15 protein-coding genes are annotated in these 16592 nt (G+C 38.5%); 6 read left to right on the top strand and 9 right to left on the bottom strand.

All coding sequences use genetic code 11. From position 1 onward, the window contains the following. Window positions 1-119 precede the first annotated feature (119 nt). Window positions 120-275: a hypothetical protein gene (locus RIV7116_RS36340; protein ID WP_015117723.1), complete on the top strand. Its 156-nt coding sequence runs from the start codon at window positions 120-122 to the stop codon at window positions 273-275. A 91-nt stretch (window positions 276-366) separates the two neighbouring features. Here the strand turns inward: RIV7116_RS36340 and murI are convergent, their stop codons facing one another. The 5 genes from murI to RIV7116_RS07670 form a co-directional block, all read right to left on the bottom strand. Then, entirely contained in the window at window positions 367-1260 is an 894-nt protein-coding gene (murI, locus tag RIV7116_RS07690) for a glutamate racemase (protein WP_015117722.1), read from the bottom strand. 341 nt (window positions 1261-1601) lie between these two features. Continuing rightward, a complete protein-coding gene (locus RIV7116_RS07685; protein ID WP_015117721.1) occupies window positions 1602-3521 on the bottom strand; it encodes an N-acetylmuramoyl-L-alanine amidase in 1920 nt (639 codons plus the stop codon). 767 nt (window positions 3522-4288) lie between these two features. Continuing rightward, entirely contained in the window at window positions 4289-4471 is a 183-nt protein-coding gene (locus RIV7116_RS07680) for a hypothetical protein (RefSeq protein ID WP_015117720.1), read from the bottom strand. An 89-nt stretch (window positions 4472-4560) separates the two neighbouring features. Further along, on the bottom strand, window positions 4561-6438 hold the full coding sequence (locus RIV7116_RS07675) for an N-acetylmuramoyl-L-alanine amidase (RefSeq protein ID WP_015117719.1): 1878 nt from the start codon (window positions 6436-6438) through the stop codon (window positions 4561-4563). 1260 nt (window positions 6439-7698) lie between these two features. After that, window positions 7699-8109 (bottom strand): EVE domain-containing protein, encoded by a 411-nt coding sequence (locus tag RIV7116_RS07670; protein WP_015117718.1) that lies wholly within the window; start codon window positions 8107-8109, stop codon window positions 7699-7701. A gap of 191 nt (window positions 8110-8300) precedes the next feature. Here RIV7116_RS07670 and RIV7116_RS07665 point away from each other — a divergent pair, with 191 nt between their 5' ends. Then, window positions 8301-9047 (top strand): SIMPL domain-containing protein, encoded by a 747-nt coding sequence (locus tag RIV7116_RS07665; RefSeq protein ID WP_015117717.1) that lies wholly within the window; start codon window positions 8301-8303, stop codon window positions 9045-9047. A 166-nt stretch (window positions 9048-9213) separates the two neighbouring features. Here the strand turns inward: RIV7116_RS07665 and RIV7116_RS07660 are convergent, their stop codons facing one another. Beyond that, window positions 9214-9573, bottom strand: a complete 360-nt coding sequence (locus tag RIV7116_RS07660) for a single-stranded DNA-binding protein (protein WP_015117716.1) — start codon at window positions 9571-9573, stop codon at window positions 9214-9216. Window positions 9574-9941: 368 nt separating this feature from the next. Here RIV7116_RS07660 and RIV7116_RS07655 point away from each other — a divergent pair, with 368 nt between their 5' ends. From RIV7116_RS07655 to ribD, 4 genes are all read left to right on the top strand, one after another. Further along, window positions 9942-10949 carry a rod shape-determining protein gene (locus tag RIV7116_RS07655; RefSeq protein ID WP_015117715.1) on the top strand — a complete coding sequence of 336 codons (1008 nt, stop codon included), beginning with the start codon at window positions 9942-9944 and terminating at the stop codon, window positions 10947-10949. 242 nt (window positions 10950-11191) lie between these two features. After that, window positions 11192-11980: a rod shape-determining protein MreC gene (gene mreC / locus RIV7116_RS07650; RefSeq protein WP_015117714.1), complete on the top strand. Its 789-nt coding sequence runs from the start codon at window positions 11192-11194 to the stop codon at window positions 11978-11980. A gap of 23 nt (window positions 11981-12003) precedes the next feature. Further along, window positions 12004-12642: a rod shape-determining protein MreD gene (mreD, locus tag RIV7116_RS07645; protein ID WP_015117713.1), complete on the top strand. Its 639-nt coding sequence runs from the start codon at window positions 12004-12006 to the stop codon at window positions 12640-12642. A 430-nt stretch (window positions 12643-13072) separates the two neighbouring features. Next, a complete protein-coding gene (gene ribD / locus RIV7116_RS07640) occupies window positions 13073-14137 on the top strand; it encodes a bifunctional diaminohydroxyphosphoribosylaminopyrimidine deaminase/5-amino-6-(5-phosphoribosylamino)uracil reductase RibD (RefSeq protein ID WP_063721480.1) in 1065 nt (354 codons plus the stop codon). 98 nt (window positions 14138-14235) lie between these two features. On the opposite strand, the gene RIV7116_RS07635 is transcribed toward ribD, so the two are convergent. The 3 genes from RIV7116_RS07635 to RIV7116_RS07625 form a co-directional block, all read right to left on the bottom strand. Continuing rightward, window positions 14236-14475, bottom strand: coding sequence for a hypothetical protein (locus tag RIV7116_RS07635; RefSeq protein ID WP_015117711.1), 240 nt, complete (start codon window positions 14473-14475; stop codon window positions 14236-14238). Window positions 14476-15300: 825 nt separating this feature from the next. Continuing rightward, the gene (locus tag RIV7116_RS36335; protein WP_052330796.1) at window positions 15301-15645 is read right to left on the bottom strand and encodes a DNA-formamidopyrimidine glycosylase family protein; all 345 of its coding nucleotides are present in this window, start codon (window positions 15643-15645) and stop codon (window positions 15301-15303) included. Window positions 15646-15734: 89 nt separating this feature from the next. After that, on the bottom strand, window positions 15735-16550 hold the full coding sequence (locus RIV7116_RS07625) for an alpha/beta hydrolase (RefSeq protein WP_232435771.1): 816 nt from the start codon (window positions 16548-16550) through the stop codon (window positions 15735-15737). Window positions 16551-16592: the final 42 nt, after the last annotated feature.

The following is a 16592-nucleotide window of genomic DNA, read 5'->3' as shown; positions in this document are numbered from 1 at the left end:
GTGGTTGCACGAAAGCTGTAGCGAAAGCTATAAGCAATATTTGTTGTGTTGAGATGAGACGGCTATTTTAGCTGTGCGAATGGGATTGAAAATAAAACTTGTCGGGGGAAGTATACTTTATGATGATATTTATCTTAGCTTCTGGTTATCTATTTGCTGTATATGTATTCTTAGCTGTTGCAAAGAAAATAATAAAAAAAACTGGGGCAACAGCGGTTTCTTCATTCAAGGAAGGTGATTATTCTTCTGAGATGTCTATAAATACAGCGGAATGAATCAAAGCGCATTTTTGACTTTCATTTGTATACAGCACACCATATGGTGTGCTGTATTGCATTTTAGTTAAATTATTGAAATTTGTGACTATCAATAGCTAATTAAGCCACCACTATCTTGAGGAAAGTGGCTAGAATCTAAATGTTCTAAATTTACTGATTCAACTATTGGAGTACAGCCCAGCCACTGAACAGAAGACTGAGCGAATTGCTGCGGACTTCCGCTAACAGCAAATTTAGTTGGTAAAGGCGGAAAATTATTTTTCAATCCCAATAAATCTAGTTCTTGAACACAAGCTTCAACAACACTTTTTCCTGGATCTACTAATTGAACTGATTCACCAAGCAGCGATCGCAGTAGAGTAGCCAGGTGAGGATAATGAGTACAACCATATACTAAAGTATCAATGTCCCGATCTAGTAAGGGTTCTAGATAAGAACGCGCTACCTTTTTAGTGTAAGGGTCATCGACGCGGTTTTGTTCGATAAGGGGAACGAACTCAGGACAACCAACTTGCCAGACTTGAGCATTGCTATTAATTTCTTGGATAGCTTGCTTGTAGGCATTGCTTTTAGCTGTGGCTGGTGTCGCAATTACGCCGATACGCTTACCGGCTTTCACTGCTGAAACTGCACCTGGTAAAATAAGTCCAAGTATAGGTACTTTGAATTCGCAACGCACTGTTTCTAATGCTAAAGCCGAACTTGTACTACAAGCCATAATGACTATTTTTACCCCTTGACTTTCCATCCAGAAGATAATTTCACGGGTAAACTGAATAATTTCTTCTTGAGAACGAATACCGTAAGGCAGTCTAGCTGTATCGCCAAAGTAAATGATTGATTCGGATGGCAGCTGTTCGTAAAGTTGCCGTAGCACCGTTAAACCACCGACACCACTATCAAAGATACCAATGGGGGCACGTTGGGGTTCTTGTTGAGATAAATGGTAAAGATTGCCTTCAAAGATAGAAGATGAAAACACAGGCAGATTTTGATAATATTTTTTGAATTTTGTACGGAGGATTTAGAAGAAACTTCAAGGTTTGAACTACTAAATCCGATATGAAAGAGAATTTTACATCTTAACTTTCAAGATACTGAAATTTTTACTATATTTCTGACTTAAATGTAGGTAATCTCCGATACGATTAAGTATCTTATAAATATCAAAGGTATGTACTTCCTAGATAAGTACAAGCTTCTAGCATTGCAAATTTGTTCAAATTTTTATTTAATAGGAATAATATCAAAAATACGAAAATTAGCCGTATTCCAGTAAATATACTACAATACAGCTATTTGTGTGATAATACTTTTTTTCACCTATCTTCTTCTAATGTAGCTGAGAATACCGTTAGCAATCCCCTGTGCCATTTGTTCTCGATATTGAGGAGAAGCAAGTTTTGCTGCATCTTCCCGTCCTGTAACATAACCCGTTTCCACCAGAATTGCAGGCATCGAAGTTTTTCTAAGGACGTAAAATCTGGCTTTTCGTACTCCCCTGTCTCTAACGCTTACAGAATTTAAGATACCGCTACGAACACTGCGGGCAAGATTATAACCACTACTGTAGTAGTAAACTTCTAAACCGCTGACATCCGGACGACTTAAACCTACAGAGTTAGCATGAATACTAACAAATAAATCGGCATTTCCTCGTTCTGCCATATCTACTCGTCCTTTGAGGCTGACAAAATAGTCGGAATTGCGAGTAAGTACTGCTTGCACTCCGTTTTGCTGTAAAATTTGTGCAACTCTTATACTTATAGGTAAAATAACGTCTTTTTCTCTAAGACCACCTCTACCAATTGCACCTGGATCTTTACCACCATGTCCTGGATCGATAATTACCGAAACTCTACCTGACGGAACTCGGGAACCTGGTATTGGTGATGTAGTTCGTGGCAGAGTCATAATCGGACGACGTGTTTGAGGTCGGGGAATTGGTCGAGATATGGGGGGTAAACCTCTAGAAGTTGTAGGGGGTATAACTCTGCGATTACGTTGTAATCCTAAAGATAAAAGCCTGTTAGTAAGCTGATTGAGTTCGCCGATTTGAACTCCAGAAGCAGGTTGGACAAAAATAGCGACTCTATCATTATCAAGTTGCTGCAATCTGACTCGCAAAACTGGGCTGCTGGCATTAAATTTAGGACCTTTAACTTTAGGAGCTAATTTCGCATTATTAACTGTAATACGGTACAAGCCGGATTTTCTGTCCCAGCCACCGTTAGCTTCGAGATTTTGATTTCCTCTAATTAGTAACTGAGTACCTGTAGCGGCTAATTCTATAGATTGAATTGTTGCGACTCTATTTCTTGCAGTTTGTACTGCTGGAACGGGGAAAGAATCAGATTCACTAGTGTTACTAGAATTATCTTTACTAGAATTCTCAGAATTACTAGAACTATTACTTCTAGACAACCTACTTCCGAGACGATTTGGTAAAACTATTAAACCATTGTTACCACTGGTTGAAGCTCTCCAATCAGGACCGTTTTTGTCTACCTGTAAAGTCATGCGAAGAACTGGCGATTTGCCGTCAACTTGGCTAAATTGAATGCGGCTAACGTCATGCTTGTTCACCGATATCTCTTGTTGAACTGCTGACGATAAAGTTGCATCTGAAATATCTACGTTAATTTCTTTGCGATCGCGGCTGCGATTTACTTTAATTTTGGGTTTCGCTCCGCTGGTACGAAGGAAGAATCCGTCTCCAGTAACTTGTAAGCTTTCAATTTTTGTTGCTGCATTTGAAGTGCTAGCAGCTATTGTTTTTGGTGGTGCAGTATTAGATGTTGAAGTGATTACACTGTAAATACCTCTAGGAGAAGCAGCATTTCCTTCGGGCTTTGGTGCAGGTAGCTGTACCGTCCACCTACTAGGAGTTATACCGACAAATTTTACTTGTGTGGGGTCAATAGTATACCCCTTCTGCATTTCGACAACTATACGAGCTGTTTGAGGGTTAAATTGTCCGACACGAAGAGAACGAATAGCGCCACCGCTTACTGGTTCGGTTAACTGGGGTCGCCCAAATGTCGTTCCTGGCAGATCGATTACCAAACGAGTTGGATTAAAGATTAATTGTGCTTGGGGTTGAACAGCACCGTCGGTTTGAAATTCTAGTTTATTTTGATTGGCATTAAAACGCCAGGAAGACAGTTTCGCGCCGTGAGCGGGCGACGATAGCATTAGTACAGAAAAAAAAGTAGTACCAGATACTAACCAGTTTATTTTCACAGCGTTTTCTCCTAATCGGTATTTTATTGATAACTATTAATCTGTAAAAGTGTTAGTGTGCTTCATGCTTAAATTACGAACGACTTCGGAGTCGCGTCGCTATCAATTTCTGGATGAAGATACCGCAAGCATTGTAGCGAATAATTTATCTTGAACAAAAATATTGTTAATCGCACTAACCTTAGCATGAAGTTCTTCGTTGAATCTGCCTCAAAGACATCATTCTGACGGTTTTTAGCATTTGATTATACCAATATCTGGCGGAGCTAAAGTTTTATATGACAGTAAAATTCAATCGGTAACATTTGATAAGGCTCAAACTTTTTGTTAGTGACCTGTCCTTTGAATAAATAAGCAGTATTGGTAAAAAACATTTTTCCTAAAGGTGCTTATTGCTTCCATATAAAGATTTTAATCAATAGATTTATATTTAAGTAGTTCTGACTATACTTGACTTCGGTATTCAAATGCAGATGTGTTGTTTCAATATGGGGATAATAAGCGAATGTTATAGAAGATTTGTGATGGTGTTTTTGATAGAATTTGTTCCCCAGTTTACAAAAAATAATATTTTAGTTTGGGCAATATATGGAGGCAAATGGAAATATATTTTCAGCCATCACTGCATTTAAAGCCTGTATACTAAGGAGCTTGCCGATTTGAAAATGCCGATGATTCAATTATCGTTTGTTCTCAACCGCAGGATAAATTTTTGAGGTATAAGAGGCATGAAAGCAACGAATATAGATATTAGCGAAATACCGAACTTATTCACCGCATTTTACATAATAACCACCTAGAATCATATTGGAATCAAATTTATCTTCATCAATTAACTGATTGTAATTTAATCTTTTTTTACCAGATTTGATCAAAGCCAATCCCAAAATAAGATAGGCAAACAAATAAAAATAAGGGAATCCTTGCTCGTAAGCTAAGAATTCCCTCATAATAACCGTTCTTTTCAATTTAAGCTGACAATTTATAATGAGTAAATTTACCCAATTTTACCGAATCACTTAAATGTATTTCTATATTTTTACTTACGTTTTAAGTACCTAAGAATACCATCAGCAATGCCTTCTGCCATTTTATTTCGATACCAAGTTTGTTTTAGCTTTGCAGCATCTTCTCTGCCTGTTACGTAACCAGTTTCCACCAAAATTGCTGGCATAGAAGTTTTGCGGAGTACGTAAAATCTAGCTCGTCGTATTCCTCTATCTCTAACTTTCACTTTTCGGGTAATACCTTTACGCACAGCATCGGCTAATCGTTTGCCACTGTTATAGTAATAAACTTCTAAACCATTAATATCGGGACGACTTAAACCTAAAGAATTAGCATGAATGCTGACAAATAGATCGGCATCGCGTCTTTCTGCCATGACAACTCGTCCTTTGAGGCTGACAAAAAAGTCACTGTTACGAGTGAGTACCGCATTAACTCCATTCTTTCGCAATATTTCAGCTACTTTCTTACTTATAGGTAAAATTACATCCTTTTCTCGTAATCCACCAATACCAATTGCACCTGGATCTTTACCACCATGTCCGGGGTCAATCATAACAATAACTCGCCCTCTAGGAGCCGGTTTTGGCGCTGGTTTTGGTTTGGGCTTAGGAGGAACCGGGACTGGCTTGGAACCCGCGACTGGATTTGGTTGTGGAATGGGAGGCAGAATTACTGGTGGTCTAACTGCGCTAGTACGCTGTAATGGTAAAGATATACGATCGCCTCTGACATCAAGTCTACCGAAACTAACCCGAGACGCTGGCAAAATGTAGATAGCAACAGTATTTGCATCTTGTTGTCGTATACGTACTCGTAAAACCGAACTGTTGGGCTTAAAATTTGGACCTTTTACAGAAGATGCCAAACGGGCATTGGGAATGAGGATGCGATACATTGCAGTAGTTCTATCCCATCCACTGGTGCTTCCAGATAAGGATTTGTTCGCTTTAACAACTAATTTATTACCGCTATTATCTAATTCTACAGATTTAATTTCAGCTACAGAACTATTAATTGATGCCACTGGTGGTGGCGAAGATATCGGTGGATTTACTGATGGGCTTGGATTGCTATTTATAGGCGATCTGCTAACTGGGCCATTCGGCAGCAAAACTATACCGCCAAAACTACTAATTGAGCCTCTCCAGTTAGGACTATTTTTGTCCACCCTCAAAATTATACGAGCTGTTGTTGAGTTTAATTGTTTAAATTCAACCCCTCTTACGCCAAAACGATTCATCGGAAATTCATTTCGCGGTAAGTTAGGTGATAGCCTAGCCCCAGAAATATCTACATTGATAAATTCTTTTCCATTGCGATTAACTTTTACAGCAGAAGGTTTACCACCACTTGTACGCACGAAAAAACCATCACCAGTCGGAAGTACTCTTTCTATTTGAGCGGTTCCTTGAGCAGTTTTAATTACTGTTTGATTGCTGTTGGATGTATTGCTAGGTGAGGTATTGCTCGTTCGCACTACACTGTAGATGCTTTTCTCTTCAGAATTTGCCCTTTCTAGCTGCGGCGATGGTAATTTGACTCTCCAACGACTGGGGCTAATTCCTTCAAATTTGATTTGATTCGGGTCTAGAGTGTAACCGGGGCTTAATTCTACCACCATGCGCGTGGTCTTAGGGTCAAATTGACCGATACGCACAGAACGAACAGCACCACCTACAGATTTTTTTAGCTGCGGACGACCGAATTCAACTCCGGGTAAATCAATTACCACACGAGTCGGGTTAAAAATTAGTTGCGCCTTTGGTTGTACGGCAGCATCAGTGTTAAATTCTAGACTATTTTGATTCGCGTCAAAATCCCAAGATTTAAGTTTTGCTGCATCCGCAGGCGACGATAACAGGGAGACAGTTAAAAAGGTCCCGGGTATTAACCAGTGTAGTTTCACAGTGCTTTCTCCTGAGTCGCATTTACTTTATAGCGGTTAATCAATCTATTAAAAGTTTCAATTATTGCTCGTACTATCTAACCTCAGACTGTCTCAAAGATAAATATGTTACCAGTAGCATTGCCGAGGTAGACAATTTTTTACTAATATAAGTCCACAGCGAAAAATGCTTGTAAAAAAACGGTGCAATTAGCTGTTGGCAAGAAATTCTAGCATGAGAAACAAATTGGTTGTATATCGTTGTAGCAATCAAATTCTACGTATCGTATAAAGCATAATAATTACACCCACAAAGAGATAACCAGAATTAACTATTGCAGTCAATGCTAGTTAGAAACACTTTGATGGGTAAAAATTTGTCAAATGGGGAAATGAAGCGGTAATCAATGCACGCCCGTTGAATTATCAGCTTTAAAATAGTACGGTGAGATGCAACAATTGAAAAAATATTCAAGTATCGTGTCTTACTAAATCCAAAAACTCCTAAAAATTACAATTTAATGGGACGGAGATTTTGAGACATAAGTTTCCATTGGTATAATAAGTACTCAAGCATAGATGGCTTCAGAAATCATTTACTGAAGTAATAATACTTAGCTACTTTTACACAATGATACATGTTTTATGCAATTCACAATTTCAGGTTATAAGATTCGCGATTATTAATATCGGACGAGAAAGTTGATGTATTTTTAATTGGCTTCTCCTTGCGAAGAGTAAAGCAATTGCTTGGCAATCAACTCAGGACAAAAAATAAAAAACAAGTTTTAGGAATTCTTGTAAGGGTTGGGTAAAGCTTTTGAACACTAAACATAAATAAACTGTTGAAGGTTCTAACTCTATTTCATAAATATTTCTACCTGCTTGTTGAGACAAGCTAAATTGTAATAGAGTATGACGATTTAAAGGTAATTAGAGTAACTATCGTTACCAGATTACTACCCTTGAATGATTTAGAGAAGATTCCAGCGTCGCAATCAATGCTCTTAAACATCCACTAACCCAAAAGAATCATTTCCACACCAATCGCAATTTCGATTGATTTGGGTTGATTAAAAACACTAAAACCTGTGATAACTTTACCTGCGATCGCAACTTCAATCAGGAAAGTTGGCATAATTAAACCAGGAATGATTGCTTATAACGGTTCGATTAAAACATTTGGATAGATAATCGTAGTAACAGGAACAAAAAAATCAGCATTCGGCACGATCAGCTTTGATAATTCTTGATGTTTGTGAGTTTCTAGCAAGCTTGATATCAACTTTTAATTCCCGCAAGCTCTAACAAGTGCTGCCAGTGTTGAGGTGAAACTGGAACAATTGATAGTCTTGGTAATCGCAATAAGTCGAAACCTATAAATTTTTCATCTTGCTTAATTTGCTTTAGAGTAACAGGCTCGGGTAATTTTCGCTCGGCTCGTATATCTACAACCAGTCTTTTTAGATCGTTTAATTTCGGATCTGGATATGCAATACTCGCAACCTTTGCAATTCCTATAATCCTCCGCTCTTTACCAGTGTGATAAATAAATGCTTCTTCTCCTGGAAGCATTGCACGCATATTTTTTAGAGCCAGAGCATTTTTGACTCCATCCCATATCGCAGTGTTTTCTTTTTCTAAGTCAGTATAGGAGTATTCGTTAGGTTCGGTTTTTAACAGCCAATTCATGTATAATATGTCCTCGCAATATGATATTAAGACTATGATTTTTTAATCGAATTAAATCATAAATCTTTTTCTATGCGGGTTGCCGTTTTATTAGCCCAAAACTAATTTTACGGCAGAGGAACATTCAAATTAAGTAAATACTCTAGAACAGAATATCACAAGATGATAATTTAACTTGAGGTAAAAATATTATGAATAAAATAAAATTATCGCAGTCCAAACATCAGAATTACCAAAAATTCTGGAGAATTTTACCTATCGCGTTGTTTTTCAGTGTTACTTCCGTTCAACCAGGTTGGGCAGAAGAAAAAGTAATGTTACGAACCTTAACTGTTACGGGACAAGGAACAGAGACAATTCCTACAAGCTTGTCTAAGGTGAGTTTAGGCGTTCAGGTTCAAGGTAAAGCTGCTAATGTCGTGCAGCAAGAAGCAGCTCGTAAGTCCAATGCTGTAGTCGCATTACTCAAATCGCGAAATGTAGATAAATTACAAACTACTGGTATTAGACTAAATCCTACATACAGCTACAAGGATAATGTACGAAAACTTCAGGGATACGAAGCTACCAACACCGTAAGTTTTCGCATTCCAACGGATAAAGCTGGCAAATTATTAGATGAAACCATAAAAGCTGGTGCGACACGAATTAATAGCATTAGATTTGTAGCTACTGAAGAAGAAATTACTCAAGCACGCCAACAAGCATTAAAAGAAGCAACTCAAGACGCTCAGAAACAAGCTAATGCTGTTTTCTCTAGTTTGGGTTTTACAGCAAAAGAAATAGTTAATATTCAAGTTAATAATGCTTCAATGCCAGAACCTGTAATGTATAGAAGAAGTGCACCTACAGCAGCAATGGCAGAAGCTGCACCCACTCCTGTAATTGGCGGCGAACAAGAAGTGGGGGCATCTGTTACTTTACGAATTAGTTATTAGTTTTTAGTTGTTAGTTATTAGTTGTTAGTTATTAGTTATTAGTTATTAGTTTTTAGTTTTTGTTTCATCAGTTTAGTAGAAACTATTAAGTCTTAACGACTAACGACTAACTACTAACGACTAACTACTAACTACTAGCTACTAACTACTAACTACTAACTACTAATTAAAAATGTTCTGGGCTGCTATTCATCATGTCAGCTTCAGAATCCCTCCTAGAGCCTAGTAACTGTAAGTCATCTACGTTAATAACTGGTGATGAACGAGGTACACCTGTGGAACGATCGTTCCAGCTATCCAATTTTAAGGAACCTTTTACGGCGATTTGTTTCCCTTTACGCACGTAACTATTAGCAATCTCTGCCGTTCTTCCCCACAGTTCTAGATTAAACCAGTCAGGTCCACTGTCTTTTCTACGACGGTCAACCGCTAAGGTCAATCTACACTTAACACTACCAGATTCAAAATATTTCATGTCGGGGTCGGTACCCACACGACCTACAAGATGGACAACATTAATACTCATATGTTTGTGTTTTTAGTACTGGTGTACTTTGAAATGATGATTTATATAATAGCGGATTAGAACACATTTGACGTAGTGTTAAATAATTGACAACAAAATTTATCAATTAGATGATAAAAATGACTATACCTAAATTGCAAAAGCATACTGATGGGTTTAGTAAAACGAGGAATAAAAAATCAAAGGGACCCGGACATGGTAAAGATTCGGAAAAGATATTTCAAAAGTTAATCTGCTTTACTAGACTCAGGTCAAAAAAAATAATAGAATCCAGCACGATTCGGTATTTCGGACGTTGTAAAAAGTAGCGAGAATAGGGGGCGTAGAAACGCGTGGGTCTTTTCAGTAAGTTTTCCTTGTCGCGGGATATGGGTATCGATCTGGGTACTGCCAACACTCTCGTTTACGTTTCTGGTAAAGGCATTGTACTCCAAGAGCCGTCAGTTGTTGCCATCGACCAAAACGAAAAGGTAGCGCTGGCTGTGGGAGAGGATGCGAAGAAAATGCTCGGTAGGACTCCCGGAAATGTGATTGCCTTGCGTCCTTTGCGCGATGGTGTAATTGCTGACTTTGATACTGCCGAACTAATGCTGAAGAATTTTATTCAGCGCGTAAACGAAGGTAAATCTCTAGTTTTACCCAGGATTGTAATTGGTATCCCCAGCGGTGTAACTGGTGTTGAAAGAAGGGCTGTGATGGATGCTGCTTCTCAAGCAGGGGCAAGAGAAGTTTATCTAATCGATGAACCTGTAGCAGCAGCCATTGGAGCAGGACTACCGGTAGCAGAGCCTACTGGTAATATGATTATTGATATTGGTGGTGGTACCACTGAAGTTGCGGTATTGAGTCTTCAAGGTACCGTACTGAGCGAATCAGTACGTATTGCTGGGGATGAATTAACCGAATCAATTGTCCAGTATATGAAGAAAGTTCATAATCTGGTGATTGGGGAACGTACAGCAGAAGATATCAAGATTCGTATTGGTTCTGCTTATCCCACTCATGACGATGAAGAAGCAATGATGGAAGTTCGAGGTTTGCATCTACTTTCTGGTTTGCCAAGAACGGTTACGATTAAAGGGCCAGAAATCCGTGAAAGTATGGCGGAACCACTTTCGGTTATTATTGAAGCAGTGAAGCGAACTTTAGAGCGCACACCTCCGGAACTAGCAGCAGATATTATCGATAGGGGCATTATGCTTGCTGGTGGTGGTGCTTTGCTCAAGGGTATAGATACTTTAATCAGCCATGAAACAGGAATTGTAACACACGTTGCAGCAGACCCTTTAAGCTGTGTAGTTTTGGGCACTGGGCGCGTGTTAGAAAATTTCAAGCAATTGGAACGGGTATTCAGCGCACGTTCTCGCAATATCTAGAGAAGAGTGTGTTCTGCCAGAAGATATTGGATTCTGTATAGAATCCAATATCTTCTTATTAAAATTATTAAATTAATTTGCAATCTCCTTCGCTGGGGGAACGCAGATGGAATATTTGCCGCAATTCGCAGTTATATTTTTTAATGGGGATTAAGACCTCCTTTCAACAAATTTTGACTTAAAACTAAGCGAATTAAAGCTCAAAAATTCATTAAGAAAATTTCTTGTATACAAAGGTTTATATGTTTACTGCACGTCGCTGGTGGGAGCGTTTTGGGTTACAGTTCGGATTGTTAGCTTTGGTAGTTGGTGGTGCTGTATTGATTCGCCAAACTCAAGGTGAAGTTTTAGTTGAGTTTTACGATGGTATTGCTCGTCCGCTTGAGGTATTCCAAACCCAACCGAATCAACAAGAATACTTGAAGGATGCTAAGGTACAGGAACTGCAAGCTAGAATCGTTGAATTAGAAAGCCAGAATAAGAATATTAAGGCTTTATTAAAATACGTTGAAAAAGAACCAAAAAATACACCTACTATTCCGGCTCGCGTGGTTGGACGTAGTGCAGATAATTGGTGGCAACAGGTGACTTTGAATCGCGGTAGCCTTTCAGGAATCAAGAAAGGTTATATAGTCAAGGCAGAAGGTGGTTTAGTTGGGTTAATAGATAGCGTAACTCCTAATACTAGCCGCGTTTTGCTAATCAGCGATATGAATTCACAAGTAGGAGTTAACATCAGTCGTACTGGAGCTAAAGGTATTTTACGAGGAGATGGCTCTGCTGATGCGGTATTGGAATTTTATGAAAAAGTACCAAATGTGAAACCGGGAGACGTGGTTTCTACATCTACTTACAGTTCTAAGTTCCCTTCAGGTGTACCAATCGGAAAAATCAAATCATTGGATTTAAAAAGACTTCCTGCATCAGTTGCAACAATAGAACTTTTTCCCCCAATTCGTTCTCTTGACTGGGTAACGGTTAATTCTAAGCCGACAAATCCAGCACCCAACAACAAAGACACACAGAAATAAGACAGACAGCAAGGCTATAGTCAATGAAAATTCCCAAATTTCGGGAGAAAGAGAAGAAAAGACAAACCAGTGGACTGCCTCCATCCCGACGCAAAAAATCGAAGAAACAGCACATCAAACCCCTTTCTCGCTGGCATCCCCGCTTGCGTCAAACTACTGATTGGGCTGTAATTGCTGGCTCTGTATTGTTATGTTTATTTCTATTGCCAAATCGCTTTCCCGGTATGGAATTATTGGGGATTGGGGCTAATTGGCTGTTGATTTGGGTTGTAGCTTGGAGTGTCAAGCGTTCGGCATTACAAGGTGCTTTCGCTGGGGTAATTTTGGGTTTGCTTCAAGATGCAATGACATCACCCCAGCCTACTCATGCTGTCAGTTTAGGTGTGGTAGGTTTTTTAATCGGTTTATTTCAGAAACAGCGTTTCATCCAAGAAGACTTTATTTCAATTGCCTTGATTGTTTTTGCAATGGCTATTTTATCGGATACCATCTTTGCCTTGCAGCTAATTGGGGCAGGTACTGCTAGTTCGGATGTCATCTGGGCATATTACAAAAAGGTGACTCTAGCTTCCGCGATTCTCAGCAGTCTTTGGGCACCCGTGGTTTATTATCCTTTAAATCGTTGGTGGCAGCAGTTGAAGTTAGCAGAACAATCTAGTTGATTTAATTAGGAATTGGACATAGGGCATAGAGCATAGTTTACTCGCTACTAAAAAAAAATCCCCTCATCTTCAAAAAGGAGGAAGGAATCGCACTAAAAAGCTGTTTGATTCCTTCCTCCTTAATTTTGTTGGAATTTATCATGCTGCCTCTGGCAATATGGATGCAAGAAGTTAAGTGGAGCTTTTACATTGCAGCCTTGTATATGGGCTTGTGTCAACTCCTCTTTCCGAATTGCTTTCATTTTCCGATTTTTCTGGGAAATGAACTATATTCACGCAAAAATACTGATTTATTATGAACGATTCTCCTGCCAATCCTAGTGCAGATAAATTAATATCTAATATCGAGAAGGAAAAAGTAGACGAATTTGAATTGCTCTACCCAAAGCGATCGCCAGTGAAAGCGGTAGGAAGTGATTTTGACAGAACTATGATGCGGCGTTGTTTGGAACTGGCTCGTCGTGGTTTGGGGCGTACTTCACCAAATCCAATGGTAGGAGCAGTAATTGTCAAAAATGGGGAAATTATTGGGGAAGGTTTTCATCCTCGTGCCGGAGAACCTCATGCAGAAGTTTTTGCACTCAAAGCAGCTGGAGATAATGCTCGTGGAGCTACCATTTACGTCAGCTTAGAGCCTTGCAATCATCACGGACGTACACCACCCTGCTCGGAGGCTCTAGTAGCCGCAGGAGTAGTAAAAGTTGTGGTAGGTATGGTAGATCCAAATCCGTTAGTTGCAGGAGGTGGAATACAGCGCTTACAAGAAGCTGGTATTGAGGTGGTTTCAGGAGTAGAAGAAGAAGCTTGCCGTAAGCTAAATGAAGGCTTTATTCATCGAATCCTTTATAAGCAGCCTTTGGGTATTTTGAAATACGCTATGACTTTGGATGGTAAAATCGCCACTACAACTGGTCACAGTGCTTGGGTAACAAACCAAGATGCCCGCACTGTAGTAAGACAATTACGGGCTGGATCTGATGCTGTTATTGTTGGCGGCAACACAGTGCGCCAAGACAATCCTCGCTTAACTTCTCGCTTAGCTGGGGCACACAATCCTTTGCGAGTCGTAATGAGTCGCACTCTTGATTTACCTAGAGAAGCACATTTGTGGCAAACTCAGGAATCACCCACCCTTGTATTAACAGAGCTCGGAGCTAAGCCAGATTTACAAGAAAATTTACGAAAACAAGGCGTAAAAGTGGTGGAATTATCACCACTCACACCCGAAAAAGCAATGGCTTACCTATATGATTTGGGTTTTTGTAGCGTGCTATGGGAATGTGGAGGAATTCTGGCTGCTAATGCCATAGCTCAAGGAGCAGTACAAAAAGTTCTAGCATTTATCGCTCCAAAAATTATTGGTGGGAGTAATGCTCCCACACCTGTAGGAGATTTAGGTTTAACTACAATGACTCAAGCGCTATCTTTGGAACGTGTAGAGATGAGGATTGTAGGTTCTGATTGTTTGGTGGAAGGATACCTACCATGCTCATAATTGGCGATACTTCTATTCTTTGTAGCGAAAGCAGTTGATAAAAGCTTATATGTCCTTTCATTTCACCGCAAAGCGATGATGTTTCAACAATTTGTTCGTTAATTGAACGTTGACTGTAATTTGTATTGGCGTTCATGAGCAATATCGCGGATTAGAGGAAGTCGGGATTGAATGTAATCGCAAAGAACATCGGCTTCGTGACAATCTTCTAACGATGCTTGGTTTTTTGTTTGTTTTACTAACAACTTAACCAAGCTGGCATCATCCATTTGCAACAGTGTCTTGGTTTGAGTTTTTTCGACTACCGACCAAACTTGACGCATAATTTTAGGAGTCATTAGACCTCTGTTTCGTGAAAATTTGATTAGTTGTTTTCAGGATACACAATTTAAACAGCAACGTCCGGTATTAAAGGACAACATAATGCCAGTGCGAAAAAAAACTTAATATATTGAGTTATTACTTGATGAACTCTCAGAATTAATGATTAATATAGAGCAATTTTAGAACTAAAAATGAGATGCTGGACAAAGTTTTTAATTTATATTTCGCATTTTGTGATTCAAACTACGAATATATAGAAAATCATGTTTACAACTTTTATCAATCTATTATTTAATTAACTTATTTTACAAAAATTTACTTCAAAGTGATTATTTACTTTCTTTTAATATTACATCTTTGTAAACAAGGAACAATTTAGATTTTACAAAGAGCTTAATTCTCAAGTTACTGCTAAACAATATTGAGAAAACTTTTTTTGTCAAGAATATTTACATTTGATTTTTAAGAATCGACATGAAACTGATTCAACTTTTAAGCGAGTGAATTTTAAATAAAAAATTTAGTAGTTTTTATAAATCATTTATCAAATTGAATAAATATAACTTTGCGAACAAATTTTTTTCGTTGAAAAATAAAATTATTTATAGAAAGTATGCTATTGCGTTTGACATTGCGGACAATAATAATAGCGCCTTCCGGCTGTAGTGTCTTTAATAATAGTCGTGCTACAAATATAGCAAGGTTTAACCTCCCTTCCGAATACCCAGTGACGATATTCCTGTCGCTTGTATCCCTTTGATTTCAATTCAGCAGCTAATTCAAGGTTGTTGGTAATACCTTTAGTTTCGTAGGATTGTTTGGGGACAGAAAGCGCCGCTTCAGCGAGTTTTTCTAATTGTTTCTGATTGCAATCTATTGGGCGCTGATTTTTGATGATTGTGAATTGCTAAACGTAGCTGACGGTTAGTTTTTGGATAATCATAAGCTTTACGCACCATCCACTTACCGTAAAGTTGATTGTGACTGTAAATTGTAAGTTGGTTGTCAAAGTGAATCAACATCGCTTTCCCTTTTGTGTCTACTTTTGTAATGCGATGGTTTTTTAATTGTGATTCATAAGGTTTGAGACGCTCAAATGCGAAGAATATTTCTTCTACGGGGGAGTGGGTTATAGCAGAAGCAATTTTATCGGCTGCTTGTTTAATTTCTGGACCTTCTGGCATATATTTTTGTTAATGTCAATTAGTGTTTTATCGTACTTGTGAAACCTCACCCCTAGCTCCTCTCCTTATTAAGGAGAGGGGAGATTACCTCACCCCCAGCCCCTCTCCTTATTAAGGAGAGGGGAGTAAGAAATGGAGTTATAGTTATTAACTAACTCGATAAATTCTTTCAAAATTTTTGTATATCTTTCTCCCGCTGCATATGGGAAGTTATTATGTTTAGCATCTTCAATCCATAAGGAAAGTTTTGGTGAAGGTGTTTGCTCGAATAATTGTTCGCTGTGGTAAAAAGGAACAACTTCATCAAGTTTTCCATGCATTATTAATACCGGACATTTGACTCTTTTAATTTTTTCTAAATTCGGAAATTTATCGAAAGGTAAAATTTTAATAGGTACTTTAACTTTAAATATAGAAGTGAAAGTGCTTTCGGTAATTAAGCCAGCAACAGGTTTTCTCGCTGCTAAATCAATTGCCGAACCTCCTCCGACAGAACGTCCAAAAGGTATTATTTTTTGGGGTAGTATTTTTAGTTCTTGGGTTAAATAATTGTAAGCCGTATCAATGTCTTTATAAGCATTTTTTTCTGACGGTTTTCCCTCGCTAGTTCCATAACCGCGATAATCGTAACCTAAGACGCTGAAACCAATATCTTTTAACTGTTCTAATCTGGGTTTAATCATACCTAAATCGGAACCGTTTCCATGAGCGTAAAGGATAGTGTATTTAGCATCGGGATTTGATAGATGAATTGCAGAAAGTTTGGTTCCATCTTCGCTGATTAGTTTGATTATTTCTTCAGTGTCTTCATAGGTGGAAGGTGGGGGAAGGAAGATTAGTTTTTCTACTTGGGAATAAATGATGATAGCGAAGGTTAGGTAGATGAGGATTATGGTTATTAACATTCGTTTTATAAATTTTAGTTTTGAAAGGGGTTTTGGTTTTTG

This window comes from Rivularia sp. PCC 7116, from assembly GCF_000316665.1.
GTDB lineage: Bacteria > Cyanobacteriota > Cyanobacteriia > Cyanobacteriales > Nostocaceae > Rivularia.
This window is presented reverse-complemented; position numbering and strand designations above follow the sequence as displayed.

Coding starts and splice junctions, on each gene's coding strand:
- RIV7116_RS36340 (WP_015117723.1), top strand. CDS start 120: ATGATGATATTTATCTTAGCTTCTGGTTATCTATTTGCTGTATATGTA.
- RIV7116_RS07680 (WP_015117720.1), bottom strand. CDS start 4,471: ATGAGGGAATTCTTAGCTTACGAGCAAGGATTCCCTTATTTTTATTTG.
- RIV7116_RS07670 (WP_015117718.1), bottom strand. CDS start 8,109: ATGAATTGGCTGTTAAAAACCGAACCTAACGAATACTCCTATACTGAC.
- RIV7116_RS07665 (WP_015117717.1), top strand. CDS start 8,301: ATGAATAAAATAAAATTATCGCAGTCCAAACATCAGAATTACCAAAAA.
- RIV7116_RS07660 (WP_015117716.1), bottom strand. CDS start 9,573: ATGAGTATTAATGTTGTCCATCTTGTAGGTCGTGTGGGTACCGACCCC.
- RIV7116_RS07655 (WP_015117715.1), top strand. CDS start 9,942: ATGGGTATCGATCTGGGTACTGCCAACACTCTCGTTTACGTTTCTGGT.
- mreC (WP_015117714.1), top strand. CDS start 11,192: ATGTTTACTGCACGTCGCTGGTGGGAGCGTTTTGGGTTACAGTTCGGA.
- mreD (WP_015117713.1), top strand. CDS start 12,004: ATGAAAATTCCCAAATTTCGGGAGAAAGAGAAGAAAAGACAAACCAGT.
- ribD (WP_063721480.1), top strand. CDS start 13,073: ATGATGCGGCGTTGTTTGGAACTGGCTCGTCGTGGTTTGGGGCGTACT.
- RIV7116_RS07635 (WP_015117711.1), bottom strand. CDS start 14,475: ATGACTCCTAAAATTATGCGTCAAGTTTGGTCGGTAGTCGAAAAAACT.
- RIV7116_RS36335 (WP_052330796.1), bottom strand. CDS start 15,645: ATGCCAGAAGGTCCAGAAATTAAACAAGCAGCCGATAAAATTGCTTCT.
- RIV7116_RS07625 (WP_232435771.1), bottom strand. CDS start 16,550: ATGTTAATAACCATAATCCTCATCTACCTAACCTTCGCTATCATCATT.